21 protein-coding genes are annotated in these 15,008 nt (G+C 69.6%); 13 read left to right on the top strand and 8 right to left on the bottom strand.

Translation table 11 applies throughout. The features are described from left to right. Window positions 1–4 precede the first annotated feature (4 nt). Window positions 5–760: a hypothetical protein gene (locus tag ACYVE7_RS02375; RefSeq protein WP_460362783.1), complete on the top strand. Its 756-nt coding sequence runs from the start codon at window positions 5–7 to the stop codon at window positions 758–760. A gap of 73 nt (window positions 761–833) precedes the next feature. Here ACYVE7_RS02375 and ACYVE7_RS02370 read toward each other — a convergent pair whose 3' ends face one another. The 4 genes from ACYVE7_RS02370 to ACYVE7_RS02355 form a co-directional block, all read right to left on the bottom strand. Continuing rightward, window positions 834–1,763, bottom strand: a complete 930-nt coding sequence (locus ACYVE7_RS02370) for a hypothetical protein (RefSeq protein WP_460362780.1) — start codon at window positions 1,761–1,763, stop codon at window positions 834–836. Continuing rightward, the gene (locus ACYVE7_RS02365) at window positions 1,764–3,716 is read right to left on the bottom strand and encodes a type IV secretory system conjugative DNA transfer family protein (RefSeq protein WP_460362779.1); all 1,953 of its coding nucleotides are present in this window, start codon (window positions 3,714–3,716) and stop codon (window positions 1,764–1,766) included. A 253-nt stretch (window positions 3,717–3,969) separates the two neighbouring features. Continuing rightward, the gene (locus ACYVE7_RS02360) at window positions 3,970–5,139 is read right to left on the bottom strand and encodes a hypothetical protein (RefSeq protein ID WP_460362777.1); all 1,170 of its coding nucleotides are present in this window, start codon (window positions 5,137–5,139) and stop codon (window positions 3,970–3,972) included. Between the two features lie 144 nt (window positions 5,140–5,283). Beyond that, window positions 5,284–5,460 carry a hypothetical protein gene (locus ACYVE7_RS02355; protein ID WP_460362775.1) on the bottom strand — a complete coding sequence of 59 codons (177 nt, stop codon included), beginning with the start codon at window positions 5,458–5,460 and terminating at the stop codon, window positions 5,284–5,286. Between the two features lie 242 nt (window positions 5,461–5,702). Between ACYVE7_RS02355 and ACYVE7_RS02350 the strand changes: the two genes are divergently transcribed. The 5 genes from ACYVE7_RS02350 to ACYVE7_RS02330 all read left to right on the top strand — a co-directional run bounded on the left by ACYVE7_RS02350 (window position 5,703) and on the right by ACYVE7_RS02330 (window position 8,179). Beyond that, window positions 5,703–5,840 carry a hypothetical protein gene (locus ACYVE7_RS02350; RefSeq protein WP_460362773.1) on the top strand — a complete coding sequence of 46 codons (138 nt, stop codon included), beginning with the start codon at window positions 5,703–5,705 and terminating at the stop codon, window positions 5,838–5,840. A gap of 94 nt (window positions 5,841–5,934) precedes the next feature. Beyond that, a complete protein-coding gene (locus ACYVE7_RS02345; protein ID WP_460362771.1) occupies window positions 5,935–6,072 on the top strand; it encodes a hypothetical protein in 138 nt (45 codons plus the stop codon). Window positions 6,073–6,075: 3 nt separating this feature from the next. After that, entirely contained in the window at window positions 6,076–6,216 is a 141-nt protein-coding gene (locus ACYVE7_RS02340; RefSeq protein ID WP_460362769.1) for a hypothetical protein, read from the top strand. 314 nt (window positions 6,217–6,530) lie between these two features. After that, entirely contained in the window at window positions 6,531–7,517 is a 987-nt protein-coding gene (locus tag ACYVE7_RS02335; RefSeq protein ID WP_460362767.1) for a ParA family protein, read from the top strand. Further along, window positions 7,514–8,179 (top strand): hypothetical protein, encoded by a 666-nt coding sequence (locus tag ACYVE7_RS02330; RefSeq protein ID WP_460362765.1) that lies wholly within the window; start codon window positions 7,514–7,516, stop codon window positions 8,177–8,179. The genes ACYVE7_RS02335 and ACYVE7_RS02330 overlap by 4 nt, the downstream gene beginning before the upstream one ends. 51 nt (window positions 8,180–8,230) lie before the next feature. Here the strand turns inward: ACYVE7_RS02330 and ACYVE7_RS02325 are convergent, their stop codons facing one another. Continuing rightward, window positions 8,231–8,470: a DUF397 domain-containing protein gene (locus ACYVE7_RS02325; RefSeq protein ID WP_460362763.1), complete on the bottom strand. Its 240-nt coding sequence runs from the start codon at window positions 8,468–8,470 to the stop codon at window positions 8,231–8,233. Between the two features lie 5 nt (window positions 8,471–8,475). Next, window positions 8,476–9,369, bottom strand: coding sequence for a helix-turn-helix domain-containing protein (locus tag ACYVE7_RS02320; RefSeq protein ID WP_460362761.1), 894 nt, complete (start codon window positions 9,367–9,369; stop codon window positions 8,476–8,478). Between the two features lie 306 nt (window positions 9,370–9,675). Between ACYVE7_RS02320 and ACYVE7_RS02315 the strand changes: the two genes are divergently transcribed. From ACYVE7_RS02315 to ACYVE7_RS02285, 7 genes are read left to right on the top strand one after another with little or no spacing between them, the layout of a single operon-like run. Beyond that, entirely contained in the window at window positions 9,676–9,942 is a 267-nt protein-coding gene (locus ACYVE7_RS02315; protein WP_460362760.1) for a hypothetical protein, read from the top strand. 5 nt (window positions 9,943–9,947) lie between these two features. Continuing rightward, window positions 9,948–10,175, top strand: coding sequence for a hypothetical protein (locus tag ACYVE7_RS02310; RefSeq protein ID WP_460362758.1), 228 nt, complete (start codon window positions 9,948–9,950; stop codon window positions 10,173–10,175). Beyond that, the gene (locus ACYVE7_RS02305) at window positions 10,172–10,507 is read left to right on the top strand and encodes a hypothetical protein (RefSeq protein ID WP_460362756.1); all 336 of its coding nucleotides are present in this window, start codon (window positions 10,172–10,174) and stop codon (window positions 10,505–10,507) included. The genes ACYVE7_RS02310 and ACYVE7_RS02305 overlap by 4 nt, the downstream gene beginning before the upstream one ends. Then, complete coding sequence (locus ACYVE7_RS02300) at window positions 10,507–11,007, top strand: hypothetical protein (RefSeq protein WP_460362755.1); 501 nt, start codon at window positions 10,507–10,509, stop codon at window positions 11,005–11,007. The genes ACYVE7_RS02305 and ACYVE7_RS02300 overlap by 1 nt, the downstream gene beginning before the upstream one ends. Window positions 11,008–11,035: 28 nt before the next feature. After that, a complete protein-coding gene (locus tag ACYVE7_RS02295; RefSeq protein WP_460362754.1) occupies window positions 11,036–11,875 on the top strand; it encodes a radical SAM protein in 840 nt (279 codons plus the stop codon). After that, on the top strand, window positions 11,875–13,071 hold the full coding sequence (locus tag ACYVE7_RS02290) for a methyltransferase domain-containing protein (protein WP_460362753.1): 1,197 nt from the start codon (window positions 11,875–11,877) through the stop codon (window positions 13,069–13,071). The genes ACYVE7_RS02295 and ACYVE7_RS02290 overlap by 1 nt, the downstream gene beginning before the upstream one ends. Next, window positions 13,068–13,664 (top strand): hypothetical protein, encoded by a 597-nt coding sequence (locus ACYVE7_RS02285; RefSeq protein ID WP_460362751.1) that lies wholly within the window; start codon window positions 13,068–13,070, stop codon window positions 13,662–13,664. Before ACYVE7_RS02290 ends, ACYVE7_RS02285 begins: the two co-directional genes overlap by 4 nt. On the opposite strand, the gene ACYVE7_RS02280 is transcribed toward ACYVE7_RS02285, so the two are convergent. After that, window positions 13,650–14,174, bottom strand: coding sequence for a hypothetical protein (locus ACYVE7_RS02280; protein ID WP_460362749.1), 525 nt, complete (start codon window positions 14,172–14,174; stop codon window positions 13,650–13,652). The two genes, ACYVE7_RS02285 and ACYVE7_RS02280, sit on opposite strands and share 15 nt — an antisense overlap. A 65-nt stretch (window positions 14,175–14,239) precedes the next feature. Next, complete coding sequence (locus tag ACYVE7_RS02275) at window positions 14,240–14,932, bottom strand: hypothetical protein (protein ID WP_460362747.1); 693 nt, start codon at window positions 14,930–14,932, stop codon at window positions 14,240–14,242. Window positions 14,933–15,008: the final 76 nt, after the last annotated feature.

Below are 15,008 nucleotides of genomic sequence, written 5' to 3'. Positions count from 1 at the left end.
CGCTATGGGCGACCCACGGCAGATCGTCGAACACCGCATCGTCCGGCCGCGCGAGCACATCAACAACGTCCGCGACGCGGCGCTCAAGGTGGTCACCGACCAGTCCCGGGCGGACCTCCACACCATGGCGTGGGCTCTCGGCGAACGCACAGACGCGCCCTTCACTGGCCACACCACCACCGCCGGAGGGCCGACGCCCGCCGAGGTCACCACCGAGCTGAAGGCCGTCGACGCCGTCGCGGTGAACCGCTATGGCGACCTCCCAGAACATCCCCGCCGCCGCGCCTACGACGTGCAGCGGATCCTTCGCTGGCTGGTCGGCCAGGTCGATTGGCCGCCGATGTACGGAGCGCCGAGTGGTTCGGCCAAGGCGGGTGACCTCGTGGGTGGCCGCGGCGACATCGTCCGCACCCCGACGCAGATCCTGGCCATGCTCAGCGCCGCCCGCCGCGGCTTGGAGGAGCAGGTGCCGATCGTCTACGACGGTGCCGCCCAGGGGATCATCGCGTCTCTGGAGTTCATCCTCGGCCGCCGCAACACCTCCCCCATCAAGAGGACCTTCCATCACGAACTGCCCGACGATGGAGACCTCGACCACGTGGCCGCGCAGGACGTCGCCAACGCGAACGGCCCGTGGGCGGCCGAGTACTCGATCGGTTACGGGCTCGGCGTCATGTTCACCCACTCCTGGCTGACCGGCCGGACCATCAAGCCGCCCGTCGACCGGACCGGGGAAGTCCGCGCCCAGCTCAACGACTGAAAAACGCAGGAGGGCCCGCACCACGTGGTGCAGGCCCTCAGCTCCACAGTTGTGCATGTGGAAATGCGGTTCGTCAGTTCGCGACTCCGGGGACGTTCGCGCGGATGTAGGGGATGAACCCCTCGAAGTCGCCGTATCCGGCGTCGTGGGCGTCGCCGATGTCGCGGAGCAGCTTCTGCAGCATCGGCGGCACGGTGGGGTTGGCCGCCAGGGACGCGGCGGCCGTACGCTGCTGGGGGTTCCACGGCCGGTTCCAGGCGGTGTGCCGGAGCAGGCCGAAGGCCTGTTCGGTGGCCGGGTTGTCGAAGACCGGCATGGCGGCCGACGGGTCGGTCTGGGGTTGCCAGCCTTCACCGGGGACGGAGGGGCCGCGCCCGTGCGAGCACTGGTGCAGGACGTCCTTGATCCTGCTCAGGACGCCGGGGAGCCACCGGTCGAGCCAGTCCATCGCGTCGCGGCTGCCGCGCTCCTCATGGACGAACGCGGCTTGCCACTCGACGTACAGGGACGACAGCTCCCACACGACCGCGCGGTGCTCCGGCCAGCAGGTCCGGATGATGTTGACGGTGTAGTCGGCGTACTCGACCTGCAGGACCTCGGTGACCCAGTCGGCCAGCTCGGCCAGCCGCTGTTCGCGGGTCGCGGCGTCCATCGTGAGCCACGACCATGCGACCGGTTTGGGGGACTCCTCGCTGGCCGCTCCCCCGCCGCCACCCGCACGGCCGCCGCCGGGGGCGGACAGAGCCGCGACGGCGGCGACGAGCCCGTTGATCGTGGTGCCGAGCTCGTTGAGCGCGACGATCTGCGCGGTGTGGCTGGCCAGCAGTTCCCCGTGGCCGTTGACGGTGTCGGCGGTGTCGTTTACGACCTCGGCGACGGCCGTCAGCCGCGAGGTGAGATCACCGAGGGTCTGCTTGACATCCTGCAGCTCGGTGGCCAGGACCCCAACAGCGGGGTGCCGTCCTCCCCCAGCGGGAGAGGACGGCGTCTTACGTTCGGGCACTTACAGCTCACCTTCCGGCGGGTCCCACGGCCGACGAGGCCGGAGCGTACGCGGCGGCTCCGGATCGGCCGGGCGGTACCAGCCGGGCGTCTCGTTGACCGCCTGGGGCTGTTGTACCTGCTGCGGAGGCTGCTGGGGAGCGTAGGGCCCGTCCGGGCGCGGCGCGCCCTGCTGGGGGCCCAGGCCCAGCGGCGGGGCGACGTGCCCCTGGCGGCCGCCCCAGGACGCCGGGGGCCCCTGTTGCTGCCCACGCTGCCGCTCGCGGTGTTCCTGCTCGGCACGCCGCCGCCGCAGGTCGTCCATCGCGACGAGCTCGGCCTGCTGCTCCATCCCCGCGTTGGAGGCCAGGCCCCCGCCGACGGCGACGTCGAGGGAGATCTTCGGCGCGAGCATGAGCGGGACCCGTGCGCCGGCGGACTGCCAGGCCTTGAAGTCCGAGCGCTTCCAGAACCGCTCTTGGCGGACGATGGTCGGCTTGGCCTCCCCGCGGACGACGACGGCGTGCCACTTGGGGATCATCCGGACGGCGTGCGGCGGCAGGACCTCCATGTCGCCGTACTGCGGTTCGCGCTGCATCTTGCCGGTGACGTCCCGGGTTCTGCGCATGTGGGTCAGTACGTACTCGGTTCCCACGACCCGGTTGATCCGGTCGAGGAGGCCGTGTTCCTGGCATCCGTAGTGGACCACGACCGCGCCGACGGTGGACCACAGGGCGTTCGCGCCCCGCTCGCCGTAGCGGTCTTCGATCTGCGCCCAGGTCTGGGAGTAGATGTTCATGCGGATCCCGGACCCCGCGGAATAGGACGACCAGTCGACGATGGGGATCGGCGAGACGTTGGCGATCTCGTCGAGCTCCAGGGTGAGCGGCGGGTCGAGACGCTTGGCCTTGCTCCGGGAGCCGAGGATCACCGCGTAGTGCTTGAGCTCGGCGAGCCAGGCCGTGATGATCGGCGGCACCGGCGAGTTCGCATCCCCGGAGGCCACCAGGTAGATGGTGTCCCGCGAGCGCAGGAACTGGACGAAGTCGATGCTGTGTCCGGGCGGCGGGGTGACCATCCGGACTACGTCTGGGCTGTGCACGAACATCAGGACCTGGGTCAGGGTCTGCTTGACGCTGTCCCGGGTCTTACCGTTCATCTCGATGTAGTTGTAGATGAGGGTCGCGGCCTGCTCGGAGGGTGTGCCGCGCCGTTCTTCGGCGGTCAGGATGTGCCAGGGCTCCCAGTCGCACATGTTGAACCACCGGTAGACGTCCATGATGTTGCGGCCCGCCAGGGCGGCCGCGTGCATGTAGGCCGACAGGGTGAGGGTCGCGGCGTTGTTCCAGAATCCCTTGTCCTCGACTCCGCTGGTGTTGATGGCGTTGACCATGTTCGCGGCCCGCCGCCAGGCGGTGCGCGGGTCCTGGCAGCCCTCGACCGGGTCCCACGCGAACGTCGAGGCGTAGTCGCCGACGCCCTCGGGGTCGAAGACGTGGATCGTGCCGACCATTGCGCGCAGGCCAGCGGAGTTGCGGACCAGGTCGCCGCGGATCGAGGTCGCCACGACCGGGCCGGGCGCGTCCACGATCCTGCCGATTGCCGTGGCGGACTTGCCGCGCTGCGGACCGGCGATCGTCAGGACGATCTCGCCGAAGGTGACGTAGCAGCGCGAACGCCACACCCAGCCCATCGAGGACCAGCCGAGGAACGTCGCGTACTTCCGCCAGCTCTTGCGCTTGCGGTCTTCCTTGGTCAGCGACGGCCGCGAGATCGCGGCGTACTGGCGGGCCCGCTTGAGTCCGTAGTCGGACACCAGCTCCCCGCGGGTGGCGAAGCCCGGACCCAGCGAGGTCCGCCACTTCACCCGCTTCTTCAACTTCATCCGCGGCTTGCGCTGACCGTCGAGGCTGTTCTTGACCTTCTGGTACACCAGGCCCGCGAGGACAGCGAGCGTCAGGCCGCCAGCCGCCATCAGGTAGAACTTGGGGCCGAGGTGCCACGTCGGAAGTTCCGGGTCTCCCTGGGCCGAACCCGTATTGATACGGGATAGCGTTTCGTACACTGCCGCGACCATGTGATCGCGGCTAACGTCCAGTGCGTGGTGCATGGGGTCATCTCCCGTGTGCCAGGGCCGCGGGGGCGCCGGTCGCATGGACCCCCGCGGCCGCCTCTTTGAAGGTGTGCCGCCTCGTGCTTCCCGGGCAGCCGGAGCCGCCCGCGTCGTGCTACTTCGGTACGCCGCGCTTGGTCAGCTCGGAGTGCAACGCTTTGAGCGCCGAGGACGGATGGGCATACCCGACCTTCCCGAACAGCTCCCGCGCCATCGCGCCGACGCCGTCCCGGGTCATGTGCCGCACGTCGCCGGCCTCCCCCATCGCGTCGTACGCCGCGATCAGCTGCTCTTTCTTGGACGCCTCACCCTCACCTGCAGGTTCATCCGTCACGTCATCAATTCCTGACCCACCGTTACCGGCCGTGTCCAGGGCGCGCAGCGCCTCGGCCGAGTCGTCCGGCTGCAACCGCGCCCGCGCGGCCGCCGACCCGTCGAGGATGCCCGCCAGCTCGGGGACGGTCATGCCGTTCAGCTTCGGCAGCTCCGCACCGTTCACTGGGGCGGCCTGAGCCGGGACGAGCGGGACCCGCTCGACGCCGATCACCGGCTCGACCACGGGCGGGTCGAGGTGTTCGATGGCCTGCTCAACGGCGGGTGGTTCCACATGCGGAATTGCGGAACCATCGGTCGCAGGTTCCGCGGGGGCCTTGATCTCGGCGCGGCGGCCGGGGGCCACGGGAGCGGTTTCCTTCACCCAGCGACGGAACCCGCCGAGGGTGGAGAACGGGGCCAGGACCAGCCGCAGGAACCACATCGCGGTGCCCGCGAGCGCCGCATACGCGCTGCCCTCATCGTCGGCGCCGACCCGGTTTGACAGGGCCTGGCGGCGCACGACCGCGATCAGCCGGTCCGACGCCGAGGCGTACAGCAGGGCGGGGAGCACCCACACCACGATGCTCTTGGGGTCCGACAAATCGGCCGACAGCAGGTTCATCACCAGCGAGCCGGTGACGCACGCGACGTTCAGGAACCTTTCGGTAATCGCCGCGCGGCCGAGCCGGGCCTGCGCCAGGGCCAGCAGCGCGAAGATGACCGCTGCGGCGTCGAGGCCGAGGGCCTCCAACGTCGAGGCCAGCGGCTCGCCCTTGATGTTGTGCACGAAGTGGTACTGAGCCCGGTAAGACACGTAGCCCTGCGCCGCGGCCAGCACCAGCAGCAGGAGCGCCGCGCCGCCCAGCAGCCAGCCTCCCAGCACATCCTTGGGCGCCGACGGCTCAGCGGGCGACTCGCCGCCCTCGGCGGCCGCCGCCTTCTTCTTCCACCTCTGCGGGGGGTAGGACACCTTGTAAACCTCCACCGGCCGGCCGTCCGGGAGACGATCAGCACCAGGTCCCAGACTGTCAACGTGACTGCGGTCTGCGCCAGTGAAAAGACTGGTGATGCTCATCAGAACGCCTCTCCTGTAAGGGATGCGGCGCTCTGGGCCTTACATCCCGCGTCGCTCCAAGTACTCCTCGAGAGCGATTCGAAGGACGTCCTGGACGTCCATGTCCTCGGCGGCCGCGGCCATCCTCGCGCGGCGGCGCAGCGACGAGGGGATCCGTCCGCCGAACTGCACGACAGGGTCGTCTTTCGCCGCGGGCGCGGCGGCCACAGCTGGCATCTGATCACTACGCTCCTCCCGTTCCATACGGTCAGGGCGCTTCTCGTCGTTGGCCAATCCCCTACTCCCCTCACACGTGATCCGTTGTGAGGAGCGTACGAGCTGACAACCACGCAGTCACACCCCGCTATGTTGTTAACAATATAGCTGGGTTGGCTTGTTGACAAGTTATCTGGGTTGGGCGCACGCTGGAGGCACGCCAGCACGGGCAGCACGGCCGGGCACCGAGTGAAGGAGACGAGATGGGCCAGGCCGACCCGAAGGCCGAGAAGATCCGCCGACGCCGTGCTCGCCGGCGACATGACGCCGCAGGAGGCCGCCAAGGCCCCGGCGGCACCATCGCCCAGTTCGCCGCCGACTACGTCGACGGCCAGCAGTAGCGCGCCCAGCGCGCGACGGGCCCCAGCAGGCGGTGCAACGCCAACCGAGGCCCTCGACCACCCCGCACCTGACGAGACCCAGGAGTGATGATCTGTGAGCCAGACGAAGCCCGACCCCGACACCAAGTACGACGCCACCGGAACCGGACGGAGCGGCGACGCCGCGTCGACCAGCAGCAACTGGGATCCCCACGGCCTGCTCAAGAACGGCCGCGCCCTCGGTCAGGCCTGACCCGTGCGCCCGGACTGCCCCAACTGCCCGAACGGGAAAGGCACGCTCATCTGGTTCGGCAGCATCGGCGACGCCTTCCGCTGTCCGACCTGCCGTCACGAGTGGCTGGTCACCCCGGACGGCCAGATCGCCCCGATCCCCTGACCGCCCGATCCCCCTCGGAGCCCCGGCCCATCCCCGCCGGGGCTCCGTCGTTTCCAACACGGAGAAATGCCCGCTCGGCCCACGGCGCGCCAGACCGCGCCCGGGCAGGCGTGACCGATCAATAGGGCGATAGTCCAACCGATAGTTCGACCGATAGGGCAAAGCCTTGAAGTCGCAGGCAGGCAGGTAAATCGCCGCATCGCTGAACGGCGACTTGACCCGTTGGTTACGTGCCTGCCGAGGGCGGCGCGTGGGACACTGCCGGATGGTGCAGCCGATGAGACGGCCGCGCGAAGCCTCCACACGGAGTACCCATGACCCACGAAAGTCTCGCCACCTCGGCACTCAAAGCGGGCCTGGCCGAGGTCGTCCGGAACCTGACACGCTGCATCGTCGTGGCGAACGACAAAGGCGGCGTGGGCAAGACGAGTACCGCGTCCAACCTGGCCGCCCTCTACGCGAACCAGGGCTACCAGGTGCTGATGGTGGACCTCAACCGGCAGGCCAACCTCAGCGACGACCTGGGATACCGCGGATCGCCCATCGACGACCAAGGCCTCAACCTGCTGCTGGCCATCCAGCTCGGCCAGCCGCTCGTTGCCCAGCCCGTGCCCGGGCGGCCGAACCTCTTCGTGGTTCCCGGCGGAACCCACCTGAGCTCCCTCACCCCTGTCCTCACGAACATGCTCGCCCAGACCGGGGCGCAGGCCCTCGAAGGCCTGGCCCGGGCACTGGCGCCGATCGCCGGGCCGTACGACATCATCCTCATCGACACTCCGCCCGAGAACCCGATGCTTGTCGACCTCGCGTTGCGCGCCGCCCGATGGCTCCTGATGCCCACCCGCAGCGATGGGGGAGGCCTGGTCGGCATGAAGCTCCTCGCGGAGCGCTTCGTCATGGCGAAGGCACAGAACCCCGCTCTCGCCCTGCTGGGAGTGCTCCTGTTCGGCACCGGCCGCGGCTCCACGGCCATCCACCGCGAGGTGCGGAAAGACGTGGAGGAAGCATTCGGCTCCGCCGGCTCACCCATGCTCGCGACCGTCATCGGCTATGGAGAGGCGATCGCCCGCGCGACACGCAAGCGCGGCCGCGTCGCCCACGAACTCGTCGAGATCGCTAAAGAGCAACCCGACCGGTTCGCAGCACTCCGCCGCAAGAAGGACGGGGAAGACGAGGACGACACCGCCTCAGACGGGTTGCCCATGATTCCGCTTGCCACGGCCGAGGCCGTCGCGAACGACTTCAACAAGCTCAGCGTCGAGGTGTTCCAGATCCTCGCCCAAGCCGAGCAGGCATCGTGACCGTCGCGGGGCTCGGCGACGCGTTCGGGACGGCAGGAGCCACAGGCCTCAACAACATCATTCCGCCCAAGCAGCCCGCCGCGCCACCGGACGATGCTGGCAGCGCAGGCGAACAGGACCCAGAGCACGCACGCCAAGAGGAAGAGCGGATCGCAGTCGCGGCGGAACTTGCCCGCCAGGCGGAGATCAAAAGACTCAGCCTGGAAACCGAGGCCCAGGTCGAGCAGGACCAGGAGGAGCAGGAAGGCGACGGGGACGCCATCGTGACGGCGGCCGATACCTTCCAGGTCCCGATCTACCTCCTACCCGCCGCGATCGAGGCCGCGGTGAAACTCCGCCAGCGGCGCCGCGTCCAGAACGCAACGATCGTGTTCGATGCCCTCGATGCGCGCCGCGACGAGCTACGGCAACTCATCAACGAGCGGCTGACCTCGGCCCAGGGACGACCAGCGAACAGCTTGTTCCCCAGCAGGCCCAGCAAATCAACCCGCACGGCTGCAGCAGCCCAAGGCCGACGCCGCCTGTGGAGCATCCAGGCCACCGAGGCCGAACTCCGGATCCTCGACCAGCTCGCCGAGCAGTCCGGTGCGACGTCCCGCAGCGAACTGTGCTCGGTAGCCGTCGAGGCCCACCTCCTGCCCCGCAGGAGAAAGACCAGCTGAACCGAACCGGGGCCCCGCGATCGACCAAGATCGCGGGGCCCCGGTTCGCTGCTAAAGGTCGAGCGCGCCCTGTTTCACCCGTGCGGTGAAGCCAGCGAAGGCCGCTTTGCCGAATGCCAGGTTCGGCAGGGTCGGGTGCTTGGAGTCGCGGACGCCGACGAGGCCGGGCGCTCCAGCCAGCTCGACACACTCGCCCATGTCGCCCTGGCTATGGGAGCTTTTGCGCCAGGCGGCATCGTCGAACGGGCCCTGCGTTGATCGGGCCGGGCGGTGCTGGGGAAGAGACTGCATGATCCTCACTTCAACTTGCTGATCATGTCGCGCATGAACCGGATGGACGCATCTGGGGCCAGGGCGGCGGCCTGCAGGTGCTGGAACTTCAGACTATGGCTTTCGACATCGTCTGCTTTCTCCAGGTACAGCGCACTTGTCCCCGCTTCGATATACACGATCGCCGGGTCTTCTTCGTAGGTGAGGATCACGAACCCCGAGGACAAGCCGACGTGCAGGCCAGCGGCGAACGGCAGGATCTGCAGGTTCAGCCGGTCGATCACGTCGGTGTCGATCAGGCGCTGGAGCTGTTCCCGCTGCTCTTCCAGCGTGCCGAACGGCCTTCTCAGCGCCGCTTCGTCGATCACCATCCACACATTGGGCAGCTCCTCGAACATCCGCTGCTGCCGAATCGTCCGGAGCTCGACGCGCTTCTCGATCTCTGCGGGGTCGCGGACGAGGGCGGCCCGGGCCAGCGCTCGGATGTAGGCCGGGGTTTGGAGGAGACCGGGGATCACGAGTGGCTGGTAGACGTGCAGGCTGCTCGCTTCTTCCTCGAACCCGACGTAAGTGGCGCTTTCTGGCATCTGCCCGAACTGGGCCTCCCACCAGTCGCGCTGCTTCGCCTCGCGCGCCAACGTCATGAGGTCGGCGGTGGTTTCGGGGTCGGTGCCGTAGAGCTCGCACAGGTCCTTGACGTCTCTGGGGTTCGGCCGCTTCCAGCGGTTCGCCTCCATCCCGCCCAGCTTGCCCGGGGACCAGTCCAGACGCTTGGCCACCTCTTCGACCGTGGAGAAGCCCGCCGTCTCGCGGAGCTGCCGAAGGGCACGGGAGAGGCGACGGCGACGAACCGAAGGGCTGTAGCGGGATTCAGGCACGGTCAGCTCCAGGTCGTCGGGTGGATCCAAGGTGGCCAGCATCGTACGTCTTCCCCCGTTCGCACGTTCTGTGATCCGGACATTAGGACATCAATCAGGGCTGTATCAAACTTTGAGCTTGCAAAGTTTGATGCTACGGGACCATAGTGAGTGTGAAGCACGGCACATCCCCCCCAGCCTTAGGGCGAGCCCCCCATCCAGGAGGAGCCCCGCGTGTTGTCAGGTCGACGCCGTCTCTTTGAGACCGGCTCCCGAGCCGAGGAAGTCCCGCAGGCCTTCGATGCGCCGCGTGTGCGCTTCCGGGTGCGGCCGACGGACCCGCGCCGGGTCCGTCTCGGGGAACTCCTTGTGGGGGTCATCGACGATCAGCGCCGCTTCACTCCGTCCGGACCCGTTCGCGCGGCCGTGATCGAGGAGAGCGACGGCCCGACGCTGCGCGTCTCGAACATTCACGACCACGCGCTGACCACCACGATCACGTGCCGTGAAGTGGCGGCTGGTCTGTGGTGGCCGTACTGGCCGGACGGTGAGCCCGTTGGCCAGATTCACCACGGCGGCGACTTGACCAGCGCCGTCTTCCACATTCGGCGCCGTCTTTGGCCCGCTGGGAAGTGATCACTATGACGACTTTGGCCACGTTGAACGAGGAGTTCCCCGGCTGGAATAGCTGGTCGAGCGACGAGGGCCACCTGTATGCGACCCGCCGCCGTGCGCTGCCGCTGGCGGCCGCGAAGTTCAAGCTGTGGCGCACCCTGGACGCCATCGACCCCGAAGGGCTGCGCGCGGAGCTGCTGCTGCAGGCCGAGCGCCAGGAGCGCGCCGAGGCGATCCTGGGAGATCTCGGATGAGCGCGTCCGCACAGCCGAGGCTCCGCCCGGCACGCGCCCGCTACGTCGAGCTGATCGACGAGGCCCGCGGCGAGTACGTTCGCGGCCAGCAGCAGTGCGTCCGGCTGATGAACACGATGCCGGGATGGCTGGTCATGTGGGGATCCGGCTCCCGCCAGTTCTTCGCCTACCCCGTGAGCTGGCCCAACGTCGCGATGCAGCGCAGCGCGAAGCCGGCCGAGCTCGCCGAGCTGATGCTCGCCGCGCAGATGGCCGGTGGCTGGTCTTCCCGCAATCTCCCGGTCGCCCCCGCTGCGCTGAACGCGCGGGGACGACCGGGCCACCAGGTCTGATGGCCACCGCGACGAGCCGCTGCTGCGCCTGTGGCGCGCGGCTGTCGGCCTACAACCAGAACGCGGTCTGTGGAGTGTGTGAGCGGGCGAGCCGTCCCGAGCTCCAGCAGACCGAAGCGCCGCACCCCGTGCGACCGGCTGAAACCCAGCGGGACGCGGCGCGCACTCCGGTCGGCGAACGCGGCGTCGACCGGTTCCACCAGCCCCAGCCCGGTGAGATGACCACCGGGCTGGGGCTACGTGCTTTCCACGGCCCGCACGTCCCGTCCCGCCGGCACGCCGCCGAGACGATCGACTGGCACCGCGTCCACACCCCCGCCGAGGGCCGGCTGCTGGATTCCACGTGCAGCTGCAGGTCCCCGGTGTGGGAGCTGTGGGCGCACGGCGGGCAGCGGTTCATCCGCCGCACCGGAAACAACCAGGCGCACGAGACACATCCGATGCGGACCTCCTACGCCGATGACCTGTGGCAGCGCCTCGTCCGAGGCGAAGCCCGGTAAGACCCACCCCCTGATCAAGGAGACAGGTGTGACGATCACGCAGGAACGACCCGTCGAGTCCTACACGGACTGGATGGCCGAACTCGAGGTGACCAGGAGCTGCCAGCTGCTGTGCACTGGCTGCTACTCCAACTCCGGGCCCCGCGCGGGCACCGGCAGCATGAAGACCGCGGACTGGCTGACCGTGATCGACGAGGCCGCCGACCTCGGGATCGGGACGATCCAGCTGATCGGGGGTGAACCGACCACCCACCCGGACCTGGGTCTGATGATCCAGCGGGCGCTGATCCGCTCCCGCAAGGTGATCGTGTTCTCCCACCTGGCGGAGACCCCGAGCCACCTGTGGTCCGACCTCATCCACCCCGAGGTGAGCCTGTCGACGTCCTGGTACTCCGTCGACCCCGTCATCCACGACGCGATCACCCGCACCCCTGGCAGCCACGCCAAGACCCTCACCGGGATCAAGGAGGCCCTGGCCCGGGGGATCACTGTCCGGGGACGCATCGTCGACTACGGCCGCGACGGCCAGGACGCCGAAGGCGCCGCCGCCCAGCTCCGCAAACTCGGCGTCACCGACGTGCGGATCGGGTCGGTCCGCGAGGTCGGCCGCGCCTCCCGCAACCTGATCGACGCCGCGCCCGCTTCCTGTGGCATGTGCGGGATCGGACGGCTGGCCATCGACACCCACGGCCAGCTCATGCCGTGCGTACTCGGCGGCCGCCACCTCAAGGCCGGCGACGTCCGCAAAGGCCTGAGGCGCCTGCTGGCCAGCACCCTGTGGGAGACGACCCTCGACGCCGTCGAGCGGCCCGCGGCCGTCCAGGCCTGCCCGCCGGCGGACTCCAACGACTGCAACCCGGCCGTCTGATGCAGTGGCTGGAAGCGGCGGACCAGCTCGCCGCACACGTCACTCTCCCCGGATCGGTCTGGCGTCCGGCGATCGCCTCGATCCCGCGGCACGAGTTCGTGCCCGCGTGGTGGGACGGCACCGCCGAGGGGTGGGCCCGTCGCGTCGGACGCGATGACGAGGCCGCCTGGCGGGAGGTCGCCTACGACCCGCGCCGGAGCCTGGTCACCCAGATCTCCGGCCAGCACGCCGACACCGCCCCCGCCGGGACGCTCATCAAGGTCGGGCGGCCGACCTCAAGCGCGTCCATGCCGGTCGTCCTCGTCCAGATGTATCGGCACATGGTCGCCGACCGGGCCCGCCTCGACGGCCTGGACGTCCTCGACCTCGGCACCGGATCCGGGTACGGGACCGCGCTGCTGTCGAGCGTGTTCGGCGACGACCACGTCACCACGGCCGACGTCGACCCCGAGCTCGTGAAGGTCGCGGCCGAGCGCCTCGACCGGATCGACGTGCACCCCAAGACGTGCGTAGTTGACGGCCTGGCCGATCTGCCGGGCGCGTTCGACCTGATGGTCGCGACGTTCTCCGTCCCCGGCATCCCGACGTCCTGGCTGACCGCTTTGCGGGAGGGCGGCCGGTTCGTCACCACCCTGGCGAATACCTCGATCATCCTCACCGGCAACCGCACCGCCGACGGCGGCGCGCAAGGCTGGGTCGAGCGGGACTGGGCCGGGTTCATGACGGCGCGCCGCGGGCCGGGCGACTACCCGCCCGTCGTGCTCGCCGACGAAGCGGCCGTGACGAACCTGATGGAGGCGTGGGACGGGGTCCCCTCGACCTCGACCCTGCCCGTGGTCGACCTCGACTCGGCGTGGGAGCTGGCCACGATGCTGACGCTGACCGTGCCCGGCATCGAATGGCACTACCTCGACCGCAGCGCCCAGGACGGCCGCCGCTCGCTGCTCCTGGCCCACCCCGACGGGTCGTGGGCCGTCGCCCACACCACGACCGGAGGCCGCGAGTCCCGCATCGTCACCGGCGGCCCTCAAGATCTCTGGCACGAACTCGAAGAGCTGCGCTGGCGGTGGCTGTGCGACGGGCAGCTGCCCTGGCGCGGCGCCGTCGCCACGATCACCCCCGACGGCGAGCTCACGCTCCGCCGGGGCTCTTGGACCCACACGATTCCGCCCATCACCGATCAGGAAGGGTCATGATGACCACCACCACGATGCCCGACGCCGCGAAGGTCGCCCAGCGCGCCAGCCGGATCCTCACCGCCATCAAGGTCGACGACGGGTACTCCCGTCTGGTGAAGACCTGCGGCCTGTACAACAGCGATTGGCAGTGCACCGCGGGGACGATCACCGTCGACCGCTGGGACGTCGCCATCGACGCCGAGCCCCTGCTGGAGGAGGCCCTGCGGGCCCTGGCCCTCAAGGCCGCCGTGCACGACATGACGGGGAACCTGACGGCGGCCGAGCTGCCCGTCGCCCGCCCCGTCGACGAGGTCCTTCACGCCGTCCTGGCCCAGCGGACCCTCACCGAGGAGATCGCCGAGCGCGCCGGGATCTCCCTGATCCACGCCACCGACACCGAACGCGCCGCCCCGCCGTACACGGTCGGCTGCTTCACCCACGTCGCCTACGTCGCGGCGTGGGGCGAGCCGCCCGCCCGCTACTGGATCCCCGCCGACGAGCAGGCCCGCCGAACCGCGATCATCGAGCAGCGGCTCGCTGAGGTCGGCCTGTTCGACCTTGGCCAGCGGCACGCCATCACCTTCGCCGAGGTCGAGCTATTGGCGGGATAGCTCCCGCCCCAGCACCCTGCGCAGCGCCTCCACCACGGGGGCGCTGCCGAACCGGCCGGACGCAGCGGCCTCCGCGACTTCCACCGCGGAGTGCAGCTCGTCCGGCTTCGCTGTTCTCAGGATCGCCACCAGCCAGCCCTCAAGGAGGTCTTCCTGATCGGGGAGCACCAGGTGCTCCGCCGTCGGGGTGAACAGCTCCCGCCGCACCGCCGGCATCTCCACCCGAACCCCCACAGACCGCGGCTTCGCCGCAGGCACCACGGCCTCGACGGGCAGAGGCTCCCCGGCCGAGGCGTAGCAGCCCGCGGGCAGGCCCACCCGGAACGGGTGGACACACACCGCGACGCCCGTCACGGCGTCGACACGGCGGCCGGTCTCCGCATCGAAACGGTGAGAGGGCAACGGCCGGTCAGCAACGTCGAACTCGCCGAGGCCGAGCTCCTGAGCCGGGCAGACCGTGCAGCAGTCATCAGGCCATTCAGCCCGCCGCCACCCCGCCTCGATCGTCATCTCCCCAGTCTGGACGACCCGCGCCTGATCGGCAGCGAAGTCGAGCCGCCCGTCTTCGCCACGCCCTACACCAGGACGGGCACCACGCCGCCGACGAGGAGCCCGGCCCGGGCCGCGGCGTTGACGCGGGTGATTCCCGGATCGTGCGGGCCGGTCGAGGCCAGGTCGAGATTCGAACCGATGAGCAGGACCGCACCGCCGAACGAGGCCGCGAGGTCGTCCCACATCGGGCTACGGACGAGGTCGCCGTCGTAGACGGGGCTCCCGTCCGGCGCCGTCACCACCGCCTCAACCGGAGACGGCAGCCGCACCGACCAGCCCGCCGCAGCGCGCGGCGGGGTACGGCCCGCCGAGGTCGCCAGGTGAAGACCGAGCCGCAAAAAGAAGTACACGACGGCATCGACCCGGTCGCCAGGCGCACTGATGGACAGGCCGTGCGGGATGTCGATCACCAGGACGGGCCGGTGCCCCGAGACCCCGGGCCACAGTCCGGCGACCACCACGGCGGCGACGTCGTCGCGGGCGCGCAGAGCGCCGGGGGCCAGGACTTCGACGGCCGAGGCCCGGCACGTGCGGTGCGCGAGTCTGGCCAGCGTCAACGGCCCGGACCGCTGGATGACCACCGCGGCGGGCCCGTCGGCCAGGACGGCGCGCTGTTCGCATCCCAGGCAGTCGTAGCCGTCGCCGGCCTTCTTCTCCAACTGCGCCAGGTCCTCAGGCGGCATCAGCGCCGCGACCTCTGCAGCGACATCGAGCACGTGCGCCTCCCAGGGGGGTCGAGCCGAACGGCTTCAACCCTACGAGCTCACCGGCGTGGCCGGGCTCCGGAGCAGG

Source organism: Actinocorallia lasiicapitis (assembly GCF_054778695.1).
The sequence above is the reverse complement of the archived record's forward strand: the minus strand, read 5'-3'. Positions and strand labels throughout refer to the sequence as shown.

Excerpts from the sequence above, each read along its gene's own strand:
- ACYVE7_RS02375 (WP_460362783.1), top strand. The coding sequence starts at position 5 with ATGGGCGACCCACGGCAGATCGTCGAACACCGCATCGTCCGGCCGCGC.
- ACYVE7_RS02365 (WP_460362779.1), bottom strand. The coding sequence starts at position 3,716 with ATGGCGGCTGGCGGCCTGACGCTCGCTGTCCTCGCGGGCCTGGTGTAC.
- ACYVE7_RS02355 (WP_460362775.1), bottom strand. The coding sequence starts at position 5,460 with ATGCCAGCTGTGGCCGCCGCGCCCGCGGCGAAAGACGACCCTGTCGTG.
- ACYVE7_RS02350 (WP_460362773.1), top strand. The coding sequence starts at position 5,703 with ATGGGCCAGGCCGACCCGAAGGCCGAGAAGATCCGCCGACGCCGTGCT.
- ACYVE7_RS02335 (WP_460362767.1), top strand. The coding sequence starts at position 6,531 with ATGACCCACGAAAGTCTCGCCACCTCGGCACTCAAAGCGGGCCTGGCC.
- ACYVE7_RS02325 (WP_460362763.1), bottom strand. The coding sequence starts at position 8,470 with ATGCAGTCTCTTCCCCAGCACCGCCCGGCCCGATCAACGCAGGGCCCG.
- ACYVE7_RS02320 (WP_460362761.1), bottom strand. The coding sequence starts at position 9,369 with ATGCTGGCCACCTTGGATCCACCCGACGACCTGGAGCTGACCGTGCCT.
- ACYVE7_RS02310 (WP_460362758.1), top strand. The coding sequence starts at position 9,948 with ATGACGACTTTGGCCACGTTGAACGAGGAGTTCCCCGGCTGGAATAGC.
- ACYVE7_RS02305 (WP_460362756.1), top strand. The coding sequence starts at position 10,172 with ATGAGCGCGTCCGCACAGCCGAGGCTCCGCCCGGCACGCGCCCGCTAC.
- ACYVE7_RS02300 (WP_460362755.1), top strand. The coding sequence starts at position 10,507 with ATGGCCACCGCGACGAGCCGCTGCTGCGCCTGTGGCGCGCGGCTGTCG.
- ACYVE7_RS02290 (WP_460362753.1), top strand. The coding sequence starts at position 11,875 with ATGCAGTGGCTGGAAGCGGCGGACCAGCTCGCCGCACACGTCACTCTC.
- ACYVE7_RS02285 (WP_460362751.1), top strand. The coding sequence starts at position 13,068 with ATGATGACCACCACCACGATGCCCGACGCCGCGAAGGTCGCCCAGCGC.
- ACYVE7_RS02280 (WP_460362749.1), bottom strand. The coding sequence starts at position 14,174 with ATGACGATCGAGGCGGGGTGGCGGCGGGCTGAATGGCCTGATGACTGC.